Below are 17148 nucleotides of genomic sequence, written 5' to 3'. Positions count from 1 at the left end.
CCAGGGTAAGCCTGACCCTGAGCCACTGAGCGGACGAAAACGCCCTCATACTGTACTACAAACAACGCTCGAAGTCGGCTGGCAGCTCGTTTTTCGTTCGCCCTCATAAAATCTGTCAGGCCGTCAGGGGTGCCGCCACAGCGTCCAACCGGGCGGGAAGTCAGACGGTGACAGGAGGTCACAGGAGACAAGGTGGGCGTGAGCGTGCGGCGGTTGCGATGGGTCCCGGCTCCCGTGTTCCAACTTCACGAAAGCATCGACCGTCACGGCGGCGATGGTCCCCCAGATGAACGCGTTCTGACCGTGGCAGAGAACGTCCAACCTGGGTTCAGCAGGAGGGGTGAGGGTGTATTCGTAGACCGTCGCATCCTGCCCCCAACGTGAAACGGCTTCCTCCCACCGTTCCAGAGCAACCCGCTTGCGCTTCCGCTTGCTGTCCTTGTTGCGGTCCCCAATCCTGACCTCCCCATCGGGCGTCACGATGACGAGTCTCCGGCTCCCGAGACTCTGATAAAATACCTTGCGAACGTAAGGAGATTCACCGTTAATTTTGGCGTTTGACACTACCTTAGGGGCCACTCTTACCCCTCCTTTCTTTTGCCGCCCTTGCCGGGGCGGTTCCTTCTTGCCTAGTTTGCGCTTCTGTCATACATTCCACCAGATCAGCGAACAGTTCTTTTTAATCTTTACATTACGCCCTCAACCGTGGGTGTCTATCGAGCTACCGATGACGTAATATATGGTCGTATACGGCAAAATTTCGGATGTCCATCTAATTTAAGCCCTTTACCGGAACATTCGGCACAGTAGAAGCAAAAACACCGCGCCCACACGCTAATTTCTAAGGTGTTCATCTAGGGACGCAATTTCAGTCACTCTATCCCACGAACTACACGACACGTCACTCAGTCTGAGAGCTATGATTAGTCAAAAGCTGATCTTCTGATACATAAAAGTGTTTCGCTAGCGAAACGGTTCGAGTTTTTGGAACTGAACTGCTATTGACATCTCCAGATGAGCCTAGACGGAAGTCATATTGCAAACGAGGCACTGGGACGACGTACACCCCCTGCCCTCTCCATCCCCAGCCCCGGCTCGCTGTCGTCCACAGGCCGAGGGCAGGTCGGGTATTCGCTCACCTTTGCCCTCGCTCACCCCTTCCTGACCTTCCTGTGCAGTTTTGGGGTATGTCCCGGTGATGGCTAGGCGGGAGCAGGGGCTGTCGCTGGGGCAGGTCGGAACTTGCTTAAGGTGTTACAGGGCTTAAACACTCCGATGAGATGTGTAACACTCTGCCCATGCCCATGACCCCCAACACCCTTCCCGCCGTCGCCTACTACCGCGTCTCCACTGCCAAGCAGGGACAGAGCGGGTTGGGGCTAGAGGCCCAGCGTGCCGCCGTGCTCGCCTACGCCAAAGCACAGGGGCTAGAGGTGGTCGATGAGTTGACCGAGGTGGAGACGGGGACCCGGAAGCGGGCGCGGCCCCAGTTAGCAGCCGCCCTAGAGCGGACACGGCGTGTTGGGGGCGTGCTGCTGATCGCCAAGCTGGACAGGCTGGCCCGTAATGTCGCCTTCGTCGCCTCACTGATGGAGAGCGGTGTTCGGTTCGTTGCCGTCGATATGCCGGAAGCGGACAACCTCACCATTCATGTGATGGCGGCTGTGGCCGAACGGGAAGCCGCGTTGATCTCCGCCCGCACGAAGGCGGCGTTAGCGGCTCGGAAGGCACGCGGTTTGACGCTCGGCAAGCCTGAGAACCTAACCGCTGAGGCGAGACAGGCGGGGGCCACGGCGACGAAGACGGCGGCGACGGCGGCAATGAGGTGCCCTGCGGCTTACGCTCACAACCTCCGGGGGCAAGGGCACAGTCTGCGCGAGATTGCCGCACAGCTTCAGGAACACGGCTTCAGGACGCGGCAAGGTGGCGACTGGTCAGCAGTGCAGGTCAAGCGCATCTTGGACCGGACCTCATGACCTCATCTTCACCGGACCCGCCCGCTTCCGCGTGAGGCGGGTTCTTACCGTACTGGACGGCAGAAGGAAGGTGCGGCTTTAGTTGTGCCAACCCTCCTGACTCCTGACCGTGTACTGTAGCCCATGCGTCGATTCGTGGTTTACACCCGTGTGAGCACGGGCGGGCAGGACGACAACACCTCTCAACCCGTCCAGTTGGCCGCGTGTCGGTTCTTCGGGGAGGAGCAAGGTTGGCAGTTGGATCAGACGATTCACGACACGAAGTCCGGGTCCAGTTTCCATACAAGGAAAGGTGTTCAAGACGTGCTGACCCTCGTGGAGTCGGGGCGCGTGAGTGATGTGGTGTTCTTCCGTATTGACCGCGTAGGGCGTGACGGCGAAGTTATTAAAAAGTTCGTCGGAGACATCTATAAATATGGAGGAGCAGTCTCCATCGTCAGCAAGAATCAAACGTATCCGAGTGCGGCCAAATGTATTAGAGACAACTTCTTTGAAGTGGCAGTTGCTGAGTACGAATTGATGACCATTCGGGAGCGAATGGTCGAAGGTAGAATGCACCTATTCCAAGCCGGGAGCGTACACGGGCGGCTCCCCTTCGGCTACGAAACAAAGAAGATTACAAGGAGTCAGGACGGCTATTCAAAGAAGTTCAAGGAAGCTGTTATTATTGAGAAGCACGCCGAGTCTATTCGGGAAGCGTTGATTAGGTTTGTGGAGTTCAGGAGTCTTATTAAGACGGTACGTTGGCTCAACCGCCACCCCGAGTACATCGGTCAGGAAGGGGAGGGAGGCCGATTCACGACAAAAGTAGTGCTTCAAATCATCCGAAACGCCATGCTCTACGCTGGAGAGCCGTTTGAGCAAGTGTTCTCCGGCGTTAAGCGTCAGTTCAGGCTTCCTCCCATCATCGACCTTGAATTAGCCGTCAGGGTGAATGAGGCGGAGTTGCTGAGAGAGCGGGTCACAGAAGAGAGCAAGCCGGGTCCGTTCCGGGGACTGGTCTACTGCGAAAATTGCGGCGAGCGCGCATATATCCGGAGGTCTGAAGCATATGGTAAGGCGAAGCAGTTTCTTATGTGCGCGTCTTATGACCGTAAGCTTAAGAAGCGTGCTGCTGGACGTTCTGACGTTGCTGATACTAAATGTCTCTCAACAATTGGCGTGGGCGTTCTAAGAAGTAAACTTGACGACTATTTGAAACAATTCGATGATGAGGAGTACGGCACTAAACACGAGTGGGTTGTGGTGGATCAAGTCATGAGTTTTTATGAGCTTGAGGATGATATTAAAGCGTTCAAAGTTAAGCGCGAAGAATTTAAAATGAAGCGAAGCGATCTCATCAAAACTTTGACGCAACATGGTCACTACGAAGAGATTGCCTCTGAGGTCAATTATCAATTAAAGACGATTGTGAATGAGTCTGACACGTTGGCCGAGCAGTTGAGTACTCTTGAGAATAGGCGCAAGGTACGGCGACTTGTCTTGACTCGACTCGGAGTAAACGTGGAACGGCTCAAGATCAACGTTCCAACTATACGGGAAGAGGACGGATCGTTTGTAGTCGGGAAGGGGATGAAGCTTGCCACACGCGAAGAGGCAGAAAGCTGTGTTCGTGACGTTGTGCGGGAGCAGGTGTTCTGGCAAGGGGTGAATCTTGACCCGCTGAAGGACACGCGGCGAGAGCTTGAGGCATACGCGGCGACGGCAAGAGGCAAGACGCCCCCTCCGATGACCGAACACCTCTCCCGGCGCGTGGAACGGCTGAAAGATGCCCTCAACGCTGAAGACTGGGGAGAGGTCAATCGGCTCATGGTGGAGCTTGGCTTGAGATTCGTTGTCCCCTTCGCAGAGAGGAGCACCTCAAAGCGGCGGGCGGCTGTGCGGGTTGTGGTGGACTTCGCCCCGCTTGAGGACGCTTTGACCGGGACTGGAGGAGCCGGAGGCACGGGGGGCGGCTCCGGCGACGGTGGAGGGTCAGTAGGCGGCTTGCTCAGGTCAAGTTGTGCCGTCGCGCCCATTGGTATGAATGGGAGAAGGCTCAGGGGTTGGCGTAAGCCAGAAAGAGTGAAATAGACAAAAGCATGGCCCTCGCAATGAAGCCGGGGCCATCTTTTATTGAGCAGGAGGAACCGTGTGGATTTATTCCCCCGTCGGCCCGTACCTGTGCTCCCCCGGCAACTCCGCCCCCTCGTGGACGGCGCGGGCGACTGCCGAGGCGAGGGGCAGGTCGGCGGCGGCGTACCAGCCCTCTTCCAATTCACCGCCCCGTTTGCGGTAGACGCAGAGGGTGGGGCCGTAACTGCACGCGCCGAGGCAGCCGCTCTCTGTGAGACGAATGGAGCCGCCCGTTTTGTAATAGGCCAGGCCGTCGCGCTCCAGGTGGTTCCACAGGGCGCGGTAGAGCAGCGCCGAGCCGCGCGTCTGACAGCTCTTGCCCTGACAGACGAGCAGATGGCCGGAGGTCTTGAAGTAGCGGGAGGGCAAGGGGTCAGTCCTCCGGGATGACGAGGGGACGGCCCCCGTCCTGAACGACGCGCGCCCGTAATCCGTAGGCGGCGGAGAGGTGGGGTGGGGTGAGCACTTCGCCGGGCGTCCCCTCCGCGAGGACGCGGCCCCCGTGCAGCAGCAGCAGGCGGTCGGCGCGGGCGGCGAGGTTGAGGTCGTGCAGGACGGCCACCACGCCCAGCCCCCCGGCGGCCTCGCGGCGGACGTGGCGGATCACGTCCAGCCCGTAGGCGAGGTCGAGGTGGTTGGTCGGTTCGTCCAGCAACAGGAAGCTGGGTTCGGCGGCGAGGGCGCGGGCGAGACTCACGCGCTGCCGCTCCCCGCCCGACAGCTCGGAGACGCGGCGGCCCTCGAAGCGGCGGGTGTCGGTGCGGTCGAGCGCGCCCGTCACGGCGTCCTCGTCGGCCTGGGTCCACGGGTGCGTGGGGATGAGGCCCCACTTCCAGCCCCCCGCCCCCCGCCCCAGCGCCACCACGTCCCGCACGCGGGCACCCTCCGGCAACGCCTCCCCCTGCGCGAGGTAGGCGAGCGTCCGCGCCCGCTGGGGCCGGGACCACGCGCCGAGCGGACGGCCAGAGAGCCGCACCTCCCCCGCCTCCGGCACGCTCAGGCCCAGCAGCGCCCGCAGCAGCGTACTCTTCCCCGCCCCGTTCGGCCCGATCACGGTGGCGAACTCCCCCGCCCGGAAGACGGCACTCACCCCCCGCACGGCGGGATAGCTCCCCGCCCGAACGTGCAGGCCCCGCGCCTCCAACGTGTCCACGCTGACGGCTGATAGCTGATCGCTGACGGCTCTACCCATCCCGCCCCCGCCGCAACAACCACAGGAAGAACGGCCCCCCCAGCAGCGTCGTCACCACCCCGACCTGCGAGAGGATCGTCGTGCGCGCGAGGAGATCGGCGAGGACGAGCAGCGCCCCGCCCAGCAGCGCGCAGACGGGCAGCAGAACGCGGTGGTTCGCGCCCCACACCAGCCGGACGACGTGCGGCACGATGAGACCCACGAAGCCGATGATCCCCACGTAGGCGACGGCGGCGGCGGTGGCGGCGCTCGCGGCGAGGACGACGAGGAGCCTCAGCCGCTCCACGGGCACGCCGAGACTGCGGGCCGTGAGGTCGCCGAGTTGCAGGGTGTCGAGCGCCCGCCCGAGCAGGACGAGCACGCCGCACCCGGCCAGCGCGTAGGGCAGCACCGTCCCCACGTCCCGCCACCCGCTGAAGCCGAGGTCGCCCAGCGTGTACGCGAGCACCTGCCGCGCCCGGTCCTCGCCGCGCAGGATGAGGAAGGTGGTGAAGGCGCTCAGGACGCTCCCCACGACCACGCCCGCGAGGATGAGCCGGGTGGGCGGGAAGCGGCGTCCCTCCCGCGCGAGGGCGAGCGTGACCGCGACCGCCGCGAGGGCCACCACGAGCGCCGCGAGGGGAATGGAGGTGCGCGGCCACCCCGCCACGATGCCCACCGTCGCCCCCAGCGCCGCCCCACTTGCCACGCCGAGGAGGTAGGGGTCCGCGAGCGGGTTGCGGAACACGCCCTGAAACGCACCTCCGCACACCGACAGGCACGCGCCCACGACCACTCCCATCACCACGCGCGGCAGGCGAATCTGCCACACGATCACGTCGTTTCCGGCCAGTTCCGCGCCCGTCAGCCCCCGCCACAGCGCCCCCAGCACCTCGCCGGGCGGGATGGTCACGCTCCCCAAGCCGACCGCGAGCACGATCACGGCGCACAGACCCGCCACGAGCGCCGCCGTCCGACCATAGAGCCGGGGCCGGGAGGAGGGCAGGGTGAGCGGGTGTTCCTCGCGCTGGAGGCTCATGGAAGGGAGGGAGGGGTGAGGCGTTGGGGCATAGGGTTCGTTCTCCTCCCCGCGCGGCAAAGGAAACACCGCCCTGCGAGGGGGCGGCGGGGTCACGTCCAGGGTTCACCCACGGCGGGGCGGGAACCGGGCGCGCGCCTCCATGCCGCGAGAGGTCAGGCTGCGCGGGCCGACTCCAGTGAGGAGCTTCGGCCCGGACGGGGTGGGTATTCGGACTCACGGCCCCCAGGGGGCACGTTCACCGTTGCGCGACAGTGCCGGACTTCCACCGGCTTCCCCCACCCGCGTCCGCGTCACTCTAGCCCCGGCCAATGCCGCCCTACTGTGATCGCGGTCCTCCGTTCCGTTGATGGGAGGAGGGCACCCCATCAACTCCACTCCGACCGCTCACTGCCACGGTTGCTCGCTCCGCTCGGGCCTGACACATTGAGGGGAAGCACCTCAACTTGTCAGGCCACCGCTATGAGCGGCCCTCCTCCCCCACCGGGCGCGCGAGTTCGGTCAGGCGCTCGCCAATCACGGCGGTCAGAGCCTTGATGCTCCCACTCGGCGCGATAGGTGCCCCGAAACGCACCACCCAGCGCCGCCCCACCCGGCTGAGGCCCACGGGCAATACGGGTGCCTTGCCCTTGAGCGCGAGGAGGGCCACGCCGCCCCGCAGCTCCTCCGCGCCGCGCGTGCCCTCCGGGAAGATGCCGAGCGTGCCGCCCCCCTGAAGGATGCGGAGGCTGGTCCGCACCGCGCCGAGGTCGTTCGCCTGACGGTCCACCGGGAACGAGCCGCCCGCCCGGATGATCTGGCCGATCACGGGCACGAACAGTTCCTTTTTCGCCATGAATTGCAGGTAGCGCCCCGGCGGCAGGCTGTGCGCGATGATGAAGGGGTCGAAGCCGCTGCGGTGGTTGCCCGCCACGATGAGCGGCGTGCCCGGCGGCGGCACATGCTCCCGCCCGTGAACTTCGATGCGCTGCCCTTGCAGGAAGATGGGCAGCGTCGTCACGCGGACAATAGCGCGGTACACGAGCGGGTTGACATGGGGTGCCCGGAGCGCCTCGGCGGGCGGGGTGGCGGGGCGGACATCACTCATGGGGGGAGGATACGCCGGGGTGGGGTCGCCAGTCGCCCGTTCTGAGGTCGGAGGAACGGCGGCTCACCGTCCGCCAGGCACAACTCTCCAAAGCGTGTTCAAGACGTTGGGTGTGTTGCCCCTCCCCCCTTGCGGGGGAGGCCGGGTGGGGGGTGGCAAGCGCAGCTTGCCCGACGACCTCCCCTCAATACGGCTCGTCGTCCGCCTCTTCGTCGTCCTCTTCTCCCGCCGCGTCGCCTTCCTCGTCCTCCGCCCCCGCCCCCGCCCACTCCCCGGCCAGCACGGCGCGCACGGCCTCGATGCGCTCGCGGCAGGCGGCGTAGGCGGCGCGGGCCTCCTCTAGCAGAGGCAGCACGCGGTCGAGGTCGGCGTCCCCGCTCTCCAATTCGGCGGCGATGCGGGAGAGCCGCGCGTAGGCCTCGCGGTAGGAGAGGGCGGGCGGGGCGTCGGGCATCCCTCCGAGGATAGCGTTCCTCTGCTGGGCCGCTACCCTGGGCCATGACCGTCACACCGCCCACCCACACGCACTTCGACTTCTCCACCCTCGCCGCCGCCGACCGCTACAAGCTGCTCTCCGGGGTGGTCGTGCCGCGTCCCATCGCCTGGGTAGGGACGCTGGGCGCGGACGGCTCGGTCAATCTCGCCCCCTACTCCTTCTTCGGGCTGATGGGATCGGACCCGGCGGTCGTGGCCTTCGCGCCCGGCGACCGCGCGGACGGCACGCCGAAGGACACGGCCCTCAACATCGGCTCCGGCGGAGAGTTCACCGTCAACCTCGTGAGCGCCGACCTCGCCCCCCTGATGAACGCGACCGCCACCGACTTCCCGCACGGCATGGGCGAGGCAAGGGCGCTGGGCGTACCCCTCGCCCCCGGCGTGAGCGTTCGCGTGCCGCGTGTGGCCGCCAGCCCCGCGAGCCTGGAATGCCGCGAGGTCCAGACCGTGCAGCTTGGCCGCACCCGCGTCATCCTCGGCGAGGTATTGGGCCTCCATCTGCGGGAAGACGCCTTGCAGGACGCCGCCCGCCACCACGTCCACACCGCTGCCCTCGATCTGGTGGGGAGGATGGGTGGGCGCGGAACGTACACGTACACGCGAGAGACGTTTCACCTCGACCGGATGAGCTACTCGGAGTGGCAGGCACAGCAGGAAGAGGGGACGCGGTAGGCGGGACGCGGGTCAGGGCTTTTCCTGCGCCCCGCGTACCCTAGACCATGCCCTTCCTCGTCCGCCCCGCCACCCCCGCCGACGCCCCGGCCATCGCCCACATCCACGTCACGAGCTGGCGGGAGACATACACGGGGTTGATGCCGGAGGACTTCCTAGCACGGATGACGGACGAGGCGGCCCGCGAGCGGCGGGAGGCGTTCTGGACGCGGCACCTCGGCACGGAGACGGGTGAGGTCGTCCTCGTCGCCGAGCGGGAAAGGGAGGTCGTCGCCTTCGCCTCGGCTGGCCCACCGCGCGACCATCCCGGCGTGGACGCGGAGCTGTTGACCATCTACGCGCTGAGGGCGGCGCAGGGGCGGGGAGTGGGCCGCGCGCTCATGTAGGCGGTGGTTCGTGAGCTGGAGGAACGCGGCTTCCGGTCGCTGGCCCTGTGGGTGCTGGACGTGAACCCCACCCGCGCCTACTACGCCCACCTCGGCGGGCGGGAGGACGGCGAGAAGACGGAACCCCTGCCCGGCGGCGGCGAATTGCGCGAGGTGCGTATGGTCTGAGATGACCTCGCGCGGCTAAAATAAGACCATGACCGACCCCGCCCCCAAAGCGATGAGCGTGGAGGAGTACCTGCGGACGGAGGAGAAAAGCCCGTACAAGCGCGAGTACGTGGGCGGCTTCGTCTACCCGCTGCACGCGCAGGCTGGGGCCGGTCGCCCTCACGTCCTCATTAGCGGGAACATTTTCGGCGTGCTGTATCTGGACGCTCTTCGCGCAGGGTGTCGCCTGTATCAGAACGATATGAAACTCAGGGTGGAGGACAGCGCCTCGTTCTTCTCCCCCGACGTGATGCTCGTCTGCGACCGGGACAGCGGCGACAACGACGCGGAAACCTCCCCTTGCTTCCTCGTCGAAGTCCTCTCGCCCAGCACCGCCTCCCACGACCGCTTCGGCAAATACGGCGTGTACACGTCCATCCCCTCCCTCCAGACGTACCTGATCGTGGAGCAGAAGGAACGGCGCGTGTACGCCTACGGGCGGCGCGAGGGCGGCTGGGACTTGCAGGACGTGAGCGGCAGCGGCAGCGTAGATATTCCGTGTTTGAACCGCGCGCTGACGCTGGACGAGATTTACCTGGGCGTGTTGTAGGCAGGCCGGACAGCCCTCACCGCCTCAGCTTGCGCGCCGCCTCGTCCGGCGTGATCTCGCCGCGTTCCAGCCGCTCCAATACTTCGGATTGGGGGTCGGCGGCTTCAGGCTCGTAGCCGATGGCGCGCAGCAGCGTGTCGAAGCGGGCGCGCACGGTCGGGTAGCTCAGGCCCAGCACGCGCTCCACTTCCTTGAGGTTGCCGCGCACGCGGATGTAGAGACGCAGGAATTCCAGATTCTCCGGCGACAGCGTGGCAAATTCGTTGAGATCGAAGACGCCGCGCACGGTGACGCCGCTCGTCGGGAAACGCAATTCGGTGACGAGGGGGGCCTCGGTCTCGTCGGGGAAGGGGAGGGGAAGGGGTCTGGGCATGGGTCACTCTATGAGGAGAGCGGAGGGCGGAGGTCTGTTCACCTCAACCCTCCGCCGACCGTCTCACTTCAGCGAGAGCTTGACGCTGTTCCCCTCGCCGTCCTCCGCGTCGATCAGGTCGCCGGGGGGCGGGTCGGCCTCGATGAGGAGTTGCAGCGCCTCCACGCTCAGGCCCGCGCGTTCCAGCGCCCGGAGGCCGTGGGGGGGAATGAGTTTGTGCAGGTGCGGCGCGAGGCTGACGGGCAGGTTCGCCTTGTACTCGTCGCCCTCGCCCGACTCGACTTCCACACGCAGGATGCGGGGGGAAGCCGTGTTCCGTTGAAACGGGCCACCGTTCATGGTTCCCACGACCTCTCCAACCCGGCCCACCATCGAACCCACGCTGTCCATCAGGCCCTCCACATCTGAGAAGCTGCCGTTGTAACGTCTGCCTCCCCGGTCCGTTCCCCGCCACTCGCCGGAGAATTGCGGCGGGCGGGGCGGGAAGGGTGGCGGCGGTGGCGTCTCGCGCACGCCGCGCAAGAGCAGGAGTTGTTCGGCGACCTGCCCTGTGTCCAGTTCCGTGCGGGCGAGCAGGGAGGCCACGAACTCGCGGTCGGGGTCCGTCAGGGCGAGTTTGGGACTCAGGGCGGCGAGCAGCGGCGCGGCGTCCTCCAGGCTCAGGCGTCCGGCGCGCACGAGGTCGAGCAGACGTTTGACTTTCTCCCTCATGGCCTCACCTCCCCTCCGCCGTCAACATGAGCTGCCCGGCGGTCACGCGACACGAGAGGTTGGCCGCCCCGTCCCCGATCTGCCCGGAGTGGCGGGCATTCATGAAGCCACCGCTCTTGCTCGTGGGGAAGTTCGCCATGAAGCCGCCCACCGTCACCTCGGCGTTCACGCGGACGCTACTGCCCGGCAACAGGCGGAGGCTGACGTTGCCCGCGTTCACCTCGACCCGGTGATCTCCACCCGTGAGGCACCCGGTCCAGCGCAGGTTCCCGCCGTGGACGCTGGCATTCAGGGTTCGCGCGCCCTCCAGGCTCAGCCCGCCGCCGTGGACGCTGAGGTGGGCGGGACCGCTCATCTCGTCGGCCTTGAGGTTGCCGCCGTGGACATCGGCCCGCAGGCTCGCGGCGCGGCCCATGCGGGCGTTGCCACCGTGGACGCTCACCCGCGCCTCGCCCGCAAGGTCGGGCAACTGGAGGTTGCCGCCGTGAACGCGCGCCTGTACATGCCGGGGCGTGAAGGGCAAGGTGAGGATGACCTTGACCGACTGGCCGTGACCGTTCTGCCGCCTGAGCCGCATGACCTTCCACCCGTCCGCCGAGGCCGCCAGCGTCACCTCGCCGTCGCGGTTGGCGCTCAGGTGCGGGGCCGTCACCGACGGGTCGTTCAGGACGGTCAGGCTGTAGCCATGCACATGCAGGTCGAGGTCGGGTGGGGTCTCCCCGGAGCTTTCCCCGGTTGTGGCCGGAGAACTGTCGTCCGCCGCCGCCTGAGCGGGTGCCGCCTCGTCCACCTCCAGCAGCCCCGCCGCCTCCTCGGGGGTGAGTTTGCCCTCGGCCACCAGACGCTCCACCTGCGCGCGGAAACTCTCGTTCTCGTGCTCATTCATGCGCTCCTCCTTTGGGAGAATAGAAACACGCCCTTAAACTTATGTCAATACCGGCTTTCTATCTTGTGCAAAAGCCTTGGAGAAAACCATGTCCCAGTCGGCTCTGTTCACCTCTGTAAGCCAAATGGCGTGCCCGCTGCTGGAAGGCCAGACTTTCTATTCCTCAAACCTCCCCGTTCTGGTCCGACGTGCGGGTATCCTTCGCCCCATGACCCAGCCCCTCCCCGACCTGACGCCCGCGCAACGAACCGAGGTGGAGCTGCTGTCGCGCGGTAAGCAGGCAAAATCCCGCGTGCTGCGTGAATTGGGCCAGGCCGAGACGCCCGAGGCCGCCCACGCGCTCCTGCTGCGGCTCGGCCTGTGGTCGGAGGCGCGGACGCCCTACGCCGACCGCCTCGGCGCGGCCCTGACGCCCGTGACACTGGATGTCCCCGACTTCACCGAAGAAGACCGGCTCGACCTCACCCACCTTCCCGCCTTCGCCATCGACGACGAGGGCAACCGCGACCCGGACGACGCGGTGGGCATCGAGCGGCTGGAGGGCGGCCTGACCCGATTGTGGGTGCATGTGGCGGACGTGGCGGCCCTCATCGCGCCGGACAGCCCCCTGGACCTGGAGGCGCGGGCGCGCGGCGCGACCCTCTACCTGCCCGACCGGACCATCGGGATGCTGCCGGACGCTCTGGTGGAGCGCACGGGCCTGGGCCTGAGCGAGACCGGCCCGGCCCTCTCCATCAGCCTCGACCTGGGTGCGGACGGCAACGCGGACGCGGTGGACGTGGCCCTGACGCGGGTGCGGGTCACGCGATTGACATACACGGAGGCACAGGCACGGCTGGAGGCGGGCGAGGACCCCTTCGTGACGCTAACCCAGTTGGCCCGCGCGAGCCGCACGCTGCGCGAGTCGGAGGGGGCGCTCTCCATCGACCTGCCCGAGGTCCGGGTGAAGGCCGACGAGGAGGGCGCGACCGTGACGCCGCTGCCCAAGCCGGAGATGCGCTTCGTGGTGCAGGAGTGCATGACGCTGGCGGGGTGGGGGGCGGCCATCTACGCCGACGACCACTCCCTTCCGCTGCCCTTTGCCACGCAGGACGCGCCGACGCGGGACGTGCGGGGCGATACCCTCCCGGCCCACTGGGCGCGGCGCAAGACGCTGGCCCGCACCCGCTTCCAGCCCGCGCCGGGGCCGCACAACGGGATGGGGCTGGACCTCTACGCGCAGGCGACCAGCCCGATGCGCCGCTACCTCGATCTCGTGGTCCACCAGCAGCTTCGCGCGGCGCTGACGGGGGCCGAACCTCTGACCGGCAAGGCGGTCGCCGCCCGCGTCGCCGAGGCGGGGATGAACGCCGACGCCACCCGGCAGGCCGAGAGGTTGAGCCGCCGTCATCACACCCTGCGCTTCATTACGGCCCAGCCGGAGCGCGAGTGGGACGCCGTGGTGGTGGACCGTCGCGGCCCGCAGGCGACGCTCCTGATCCCCGACCTCGCCCTCGACCTGCCGCTCAGCACGCCCGCCCCGGCGGGGACGGCGCTGCGGGTGCGGCTCTCGGACGTGAACCTCCCCACGCTCGGCGTGCGGGTGCGGGTCGTCCAGCCCGCGTGAACCCACTCCGAGCCGCGTCGTAAATCGGATTCACCTTTCATTCATCTCGCCGCCGTCGTGTTTACACTCTGAGCCATGAAAGCGACGGCCTCCGACATCGTGTCCCTCAGGATGAGCCATTGCCGGGCAGAACACGCCGCGTCTGGGGAGCAGTATCACCTCGCGGTCATGCACTACCGCGCGTGTCTGGAGGCCGCCGAGCGCCGCGAGGACTGCCGCGCCGTGGAGTTCTTCGCCCTGAAGCTCGCCGCCTGCTACGAACAGATGGGGTTGGAGGAGAAGGCCGCGCACTTCCGCGCGCTGGCGTGTACGGGCGACCCGCCGCTGCTCGGGTGAAAGTCAGACGATGCTCGGCTCCAAGCGTCTCAATGAAGCCATGCACCTCCTGTTTCGCTCGCTGCCACCTCTCATGTTGGCTGCCGTCGGGGTCGCAAATGCCGCAACGCTGACGCTCTCCCCCGGTCAGACGGGCCGACTGGGCGACTTCACCCTGACGGTGCTGCGGGTGCAGGACAGCCGCTGCCGCCCCGACGTTCAATGTGTTCAAGCGGGCGAGCTGAGGGCCAGCGTCCTAGCGAGAGAGGGGAACCACGTCGCCCTGCTGCATTTTTCTCTGCCAGCGCCGCTGGTCACCACCGCGATAGATGGACGCTGGCTGGAACTTCGACTCGAAGCGAGCACCTACGACCGTCCACCGCGCCTGACCTTCGGCGAATGGCCGCGTTAGCAACGGGATTCAGCAGTCGGACGCAGCTTCTCAGTCCAACGAGAACTCACAACCTTCGCCCTTCCGCTTCGTCATTCTGCGGTTCGGAAGAAGGAGTGAAAGGAGAACTTTTCCCCAGGTCCTTCCGTCCTACCTGAAGTCCTGAGTTGCCGTTCCCGTCACCTTCCCCCCTCCCCTGGGTGAGACAATGCGCGCCGTGAGCACGACCCCCCCCGCCTCCCCCACCGCCGCGCACCTGACCCCGACAGAGCCGACGCCGCGCGAGCTGGGCTTCACCATGCCGCCCGAGTGGGCACCCCACGCGGCGACGTGGATGAGCTGGCCGCAGGGCGACGAGCTATGGTTCGGCCACCTGGAGGGCGTACGCACCGAATTCGCCGAGCTGGTGCGGACGATTGCCCGCTTCGAGCCGGTGCATCTGCTCGTCCGCGATGAGGAGAGCGAGGCGGATGCGCGGGGGCGGTTGGGCGAGGGCGTGGACGTGACTCTCCACCGCGTCCCCCTCGACGACGTGTGGATTCGGGACAACGGGCCGATCTTCGTGACTCGGGGGACGGACCTCTCCCTCGTCAACTGGCGCTTCAACGCCTGGGGCGGCAAGTTCCATTTCAGCCATGACGACGAGGTGCCCGAGCACGTGGCCTCGTTCCTCGGGGTCGCCCACTGGGACCGTCCCGAGGTGCTGGAGGGCGGCGGGCTGGAGGTCAACGGCGGGGGCGTGGGCCTGACGACCCGCTCGTGCTTCCTGACACAGACGCGCAATCCGGGGGTGACCGAGGAAGACTACGCGGCCCTGCTGCGAGACACGTTGGGGGTGGACAAGCTGCTGTGGCTGGACGGTGGGCTGGAGAACGACCACACGGACGGCCACATCGACACGATCACCCGCTTCACGGACGAGGCGACCCTCGTGACGAGCGTGGCGGAGGACGAGGCAGACGCAAATTACGCTGTCATGGCGAAGAATCTGGCCGACCTGCGGGGCATGACGGACCTGAACGACGAACCCTTCCGCGTCGTGGAATTGCCCCTCCCGGCGAACCGGCTGGAGGGGGCGGAGGGCCGCCTGCCGCCGACCTACGCGAACTTCTACATCGGGAACGGCTTCGTGGTCGTGCCTTGTTACGGCGACCCGAACGACGGGCGGGCGCTGGACATCCTGCGGCCCCTCTTTCCGGGGCGCGAGGTGGTTGGCCTGATGAGCCGGGCGATCATCGAGGGTGGCGGCTCCTTCCACTGCATGACCCAGCAGCAGCCCGTGGGGGAGCCGTGGACGGGGGAGTGATCACTCTCGGTGACGGGTACGAGGCCCGCCCGATCACGCTGGGGACGTACCGCGAGGCGTGCGCGCGGCTGGAGGGCCACATCTTCGGCGGCAATTCTCTCTACGCCTTCGACCCGCCGACCAAGATGCCGCCCCCCCTCGGCGAGAGCTTCCAGTGGGGCCTCTTCTGCGGCGAGGAGCTGATCGGCTGGCACCACGCCCACCAGCAGGACGAGCGGACGGTCTCTATGGCGGACACGGGCCTCCTGCCCGAACACCAGGGACGCGGGCTGTATACGCGGCTTCTCCCGCACCTGCTGGACGCCTTCCGGGCGGCGGGCTACACGCTCGTGGGGAGCCACCACCGCGCCACGAACAACCGGGTCATCGTGCCCAAACTGCGCGCCGGGTTCTTCCTGCAAGGGGTGAACCTGTACGAGGGCGGGGTGAACGTGGCCCTCACGCTCAGCCTGGACGGGGCGTACCGGGAGGCGATGCACGTCCGCAGCGGCTTTCGGCAGGCATCGGGTGAGGTGGCGCGGCGGCTGGGGCTGGGTGTCGTGGAGGGGACGAGTGAGACCACCACGGTTCCCCGACTCCCCATGCCCGAAACGGCGGGTGAGGCGGTGGACCTCGGGGACGGGTACACCATTCACCCCGTCTCCAATGGGGTCTACCGCGAGGTGTACGGGCAGTTGGAGGCCGCCGCCTACGACACCGTTTCCTTCGATTGGGGCGAGGCCCCGAGGCTGCCCCGGCCCGACTTCCCGGCTTTCGCGTGGCTGATCGCGCATGGTGGTGAGGTCGTGGGCTGGCACTCTGCCCGGCAGTGGGACGAGCGCACAATGTACATGAGCAACACGGCGTTGCTGCCGGGGCACCGTGGGCGTGGGCTGTACACCCGGCTCCTCCCGCATCTGCTGGCTGCCTTTCGCGCCGAGGGCTACACGCTCGTCCGCAGCCACCACCATGCCACGAACAACGCCGTCATCGTGCCCAAACTGCGGGCGGGCTTCGTCATCGCCGGGCTGGAGGTCAACCACCACGGCATGATGGCCGTCCTCCTCCATTCCTTCGACCCCGTGTACCGCGAGTATCTGGACGTTCGGAGCGGCCTGCGCCGTCCCGCCGGGGAGGTGGCGCGTCGCCTGGGTCTGGATGGATTGGGCGGACCTTGACCTGAGCGCCCAAATCGGAGTTCCCGTTAGGTTCTAAGAGCCGGGCGCTTCCGGGCACGCTTGATCGTGGCGATTCCGGCCCCGCTGTGCAGGACTTCGCCGTAGAGCGTCCACCATCTGCGGGCCTCGGTCACGTCGCGGGTCAGGTTCTCGAAGCGGTAGTAGGCGGCGCTGCCGTCCGGCAGGACAAAAGTGGGGGTGCCGAACACACCGATCTCAGCCGCTTCTGTGAGGTCCGCCCGCAGGCTGACCCGCAGGCCGGATTCGTCCCGGCAGTCCGCCGACCAGCGTTCCATGTCCAGGCCCGCCTCCTGGGCCGCCCCGGCGAAGGTCGCCTCCTCCAACGGTTGCCGCCGCTCGTGGTAGGCGCGGAACAGCGCGAGCGTGAAGGCCCACGCCGCCTCCTCTCCCTGGCGGGCGGCGGCCTGCGCGGCGAGGAAGGCGGACAGGCTCGCCTGTTGGAAGCGGTCGCCCTCGCCGAGCGGCTGGTCGGTCAGCCACCAGACGGGCGCGTCCTTCCCGGCGTTCTCAGGGTGATTGCCCTGGGTGAGCGAGAAGTGCCGCAGGGTGAAAGGCTCGCCCTCCGCGCGCAGCACGGCGGCCAGTTCCACACCGCGCCAGGCGTAGGGGCAGAGGAAATCGATGTAGACCTCGGTGGTGCCGGAGTTGGCCGCCGTCATGGGGGCACGCTAACACGCCGCCGCC

20 protein-coding genes and 1 riboswitch are annotated in these 17148 nt (G+C 66.7%); of the genes, 11 read left to right on the top strand and 9 right to left on the bottom strand.

From position 1 onward, the window contains the following. Positions 1-1298: 1298 nt before the first annotated feature. Both V3W47_RS02520 and V3W47_RS02515 read left to right on the top strand, forming a co-directional pair. A complete protein-coding gene (locus V3W47_RS02520; RefSeq protein ID WP_331823568.1) occupies positions 1299-1976 on the top strand; it encodes a recombinase family protein in 678 nt (225 codons plus the stop codon). Positions 1977-2099: 123 nt separating this feature from the next. Continuing rightward, positions 2100-4049, top strand: coding sequence for a recombinase family protein (locus tag V3W47_RS02515; protein WP_331823567.1), 1950 nt, complete (start codon positions 2100-2102; stop codon positions 4047-4049). 66 nt (positions 4050-4115) lie between these two features. On the opposite strand, the gene V3W47_RS02510 is transcribed toward V3W47_RS02515, so the two are convergent. From V3W47_RS02510 to xseB, 5 genes are all read right to left on the bottom strand, one after another. Next, entirely contained in the window at positions 4116-4460 is a 345-nt protein-coding gene (locus V3W47_RS02510; RefSeq protein ID WP_331823566.1) for a (2Fe-2S) ferredoxin domain-containing protein, read from the bottom strand. A 4-nt stretch (positions 4461-4464) separates the two neighbouring features. Beyond that, complete coding sequence (locus V3W47_RS02505; RefSeq protein WP_331823565.1) at positions 4465-5283, bottom strand: ABC transporter ATP-binding protein; 819 nt, start codon at positions 5281-5283, stop codon at positions 4465-4467. After that, on the bottom strand, positions 5276-6301 hold the full coding sequence (locus V3W47_RS02500; protein WP_331823564.1) for a FecCD family ABC transporter permease: 1026 nt from the start codon (positions 6299-6301) through the stop codon (positions 5276-5278). The genes V3W47_RS02505 and V3W47_RS02500 overlap by 8 nt, the downstream gene beginning before the upstream one ends. Positions 6302-6485: 184 nt before the next feature. After that, positions 6486-6603: riboswitch (cobalamin riboswitch) on the bottom strand. A gap of 158 nt (positions 6604-6761) precedes the next feature. Next, entirely contained in the window at positions 6762-7388 is a 627-nt protein-coding gene (locus V3W47_RS02495; protein WP_331823563.1) for a lysophospholipid acyltransferase family protein, read from the bottom strand. Positions 7389-7572: 184 nt separating this feature from the next. Further along, the gene (gene xseB, locus V3W47_RS02490; protein ID WP_331823562.1) at positions 7573-7842 is read right to left on the bottom strand and encodes an exodeoxyribonuclease VII small subunit; all 270 of its coding nucleotides are present in this window, start codon (positions 7840-7842) and stop codon (positions 7573-7575) included. Between the two features lie 44 nt (positions 7843-7886). Here xseB and V3W47_RS02485 point away from each other — a divergent pair, with 44 nt between their 5' ends. From V3W47_RS02485 to V3W47_RS02470, 4 genes are read left to right on the top strand one after another with little or no spacing between them, the layout of a single operon-like run. Continuing rightward, complete coding sequence (locus tag V3W47_RS02485) at positions 7887-8555, top strand: flavin reductase family protein (protein ID WP_331823561.1); 669 nt, start codon at positions 7887-7889, stop codon at positions 8553-8555. A 47-nt stretch (positions 8556-8602) separates the two neighbouring features. Further along, positions 8603-8941, top strand: a complete 339-nt coding sequence (locus V3W47_RS02480) for a GNAT family N-acetyltransferase (RefSeq protein ID WP_331823560.1) — start codon at positions 8603-8605, stop codon at positions 8939-8941. Positions 8942-8944: 3 nt separating this feature from the next. Then, on the top strand, positions 8945-9109 hold the full coding sequence (locus V3W47_RS02475; protein WP_331823559.1) for a GNAT family N-acetyltransferase: 165 nt from the start codon (positions 8945-8947) through the stop codon (positions 9107-9109). Between the two features lie 28 nt (positions 9110-9137). Next, complete coding sequence (locus V3W47_RS02470; RefSeq protein WP_331823558.1) at positions 9138-9698, top strand: Uma2 family endonuclease; 561 nt, start codon at positions 9138-9140, stop codon at positions 9696-9698. A 16-nt stretch (positions 9699-9714) separates the two neighbouring features. Here V3W47_RS02470 and V3W47_RS02465 read toward each other — a convergent pair whose 3' ends face one another. From V3W47_RS02465 to V3W47_RS02455, 3 genes are all read right to left on the bottom strand, one after another. Then, the gene (locus V3W47_RS02465) at positions 9715-10071 is read right to left on the bottom strand and encodes a DUF2089 domain-containing protein (protein ID WP_331823557.1); all 357 of its coding nucleotides are present in this window, start codon (positions 10069-10071) and stop codon (positions 9715-9717) included. A gap of 63 nt (positions 10072-10134) precedes the next feature. Next, a complete protein-coding gene (locus tag V3W47_RS02460) occupies positions 10135-10782 on the bottom strand; it encodes a hypothetical protein (RefSeq protein WP_331823556.1) in 648 nt (215 codons plus the stop codon). A gap of 4 nt (positions 10783-10786) precedes the next feature. Next, a complete protein-coding gene (locus tag V3W47_RS02455; protein WP_331823555.1) occupies positions 10787-11668 on the bottom strand; it encodes a DUF4097 family beta strand repeat-containing protein in 882 nt (293 codons plus the stop codon). A gap of 208 nt (positions 11669-11876) precedes the next feature. Between V3W47_RS02455 and V3W47_RS02450 the strand changes: the two genes are divergently transcribed. The 5 genes from V3W47_RS02450 (at position 11877) to V3W47_RS02430 (ending at position 16443) form a co-directional block, all read left to right on the top strand. Further along, positions 11877-13274 (top strand): RNB domain-containing ribonuclease, encoded by a 1398-nt coding sequence (locus V3W47_RS02450; protein ID WP_331823554.1) that lies wholly within the window; start codon positions 11877-11879, stop codon positions 13272-13274. 75 nt (positions 13275-13349) lie between these two features. Continuing rightward, a complete protein-coding gene (locus V3W47_RS02445; protein WP_331823553.1) occupies positions 13350-13610 on the top strand; it encodes a hypothetical protein in 261 nt (86 codons plus the stop codon). Between the two features lie 40 nt (positions 13611-13650). After that, entirely contained in the window at positions 13651-14001 is a 351-nt protein-coding gene (locus tag V3W47_RS02440; protein ID WP_331823552.1) for a hypothetical protein, read from the top strand. Positions 14002-14278: 277 nt separating this feature from the next. Then, complete coding sequence (locus tag V3W47_RS02435; RefSeq protein ID WP_442877198.1) at positions 14279-15286, top strand: agmatine deiminase family protein; 1008 nt, start codon at positions 14279-14281, stop codon at positions 15284-15286. Further along, positions 15283-16443: a GNAT family N-acetyltransferase gene (locus V3W47_RS02430; RefSeq protein ID WP_331823550.1), complete on the top strand. Its 1161-nt coding sequence runs from the start codon at positions 15283-15285 to the stop codon at positions 16441-16443. The genes V3W47_RS02435 and V3W47_RS02430 overlap by 4 nt, the downstream gene beginning before the upstream one ends. A gap of 26 nt (positions 16444-16469) precedes the next feature. Here V3W47_RS02430 and V3W47_RS02425 read toward each other — a convergent pair whose 3' ends face one another. Then, a complete protein-coding gene (locus tag V3W47_RS02425; protein WP_331823549.1) occupies positions 16470-17123 on the bottom strand; it encodes a DsbA family oxidoreductase in 654 nt (217 codons plus the stop codon). Between the last annotated feature and the right edge of the window lie 25 nt (positions 17124-17148).

This window comes from Deinococcus sp. YIM 134068 (genome assembly GCF_036543075.1).
Taxonomy (GTDB): domain Bacteria; phylum Deinococcota; class Deinococci; order Deinococcales; family Deinococcaceae; genus Deinococcus; species Deinococcus lichenicola.
Note: the sequence above shows the minus strand (reverse complement) of the source record. Positions and strands in the feature narration are given on the sequence as shown.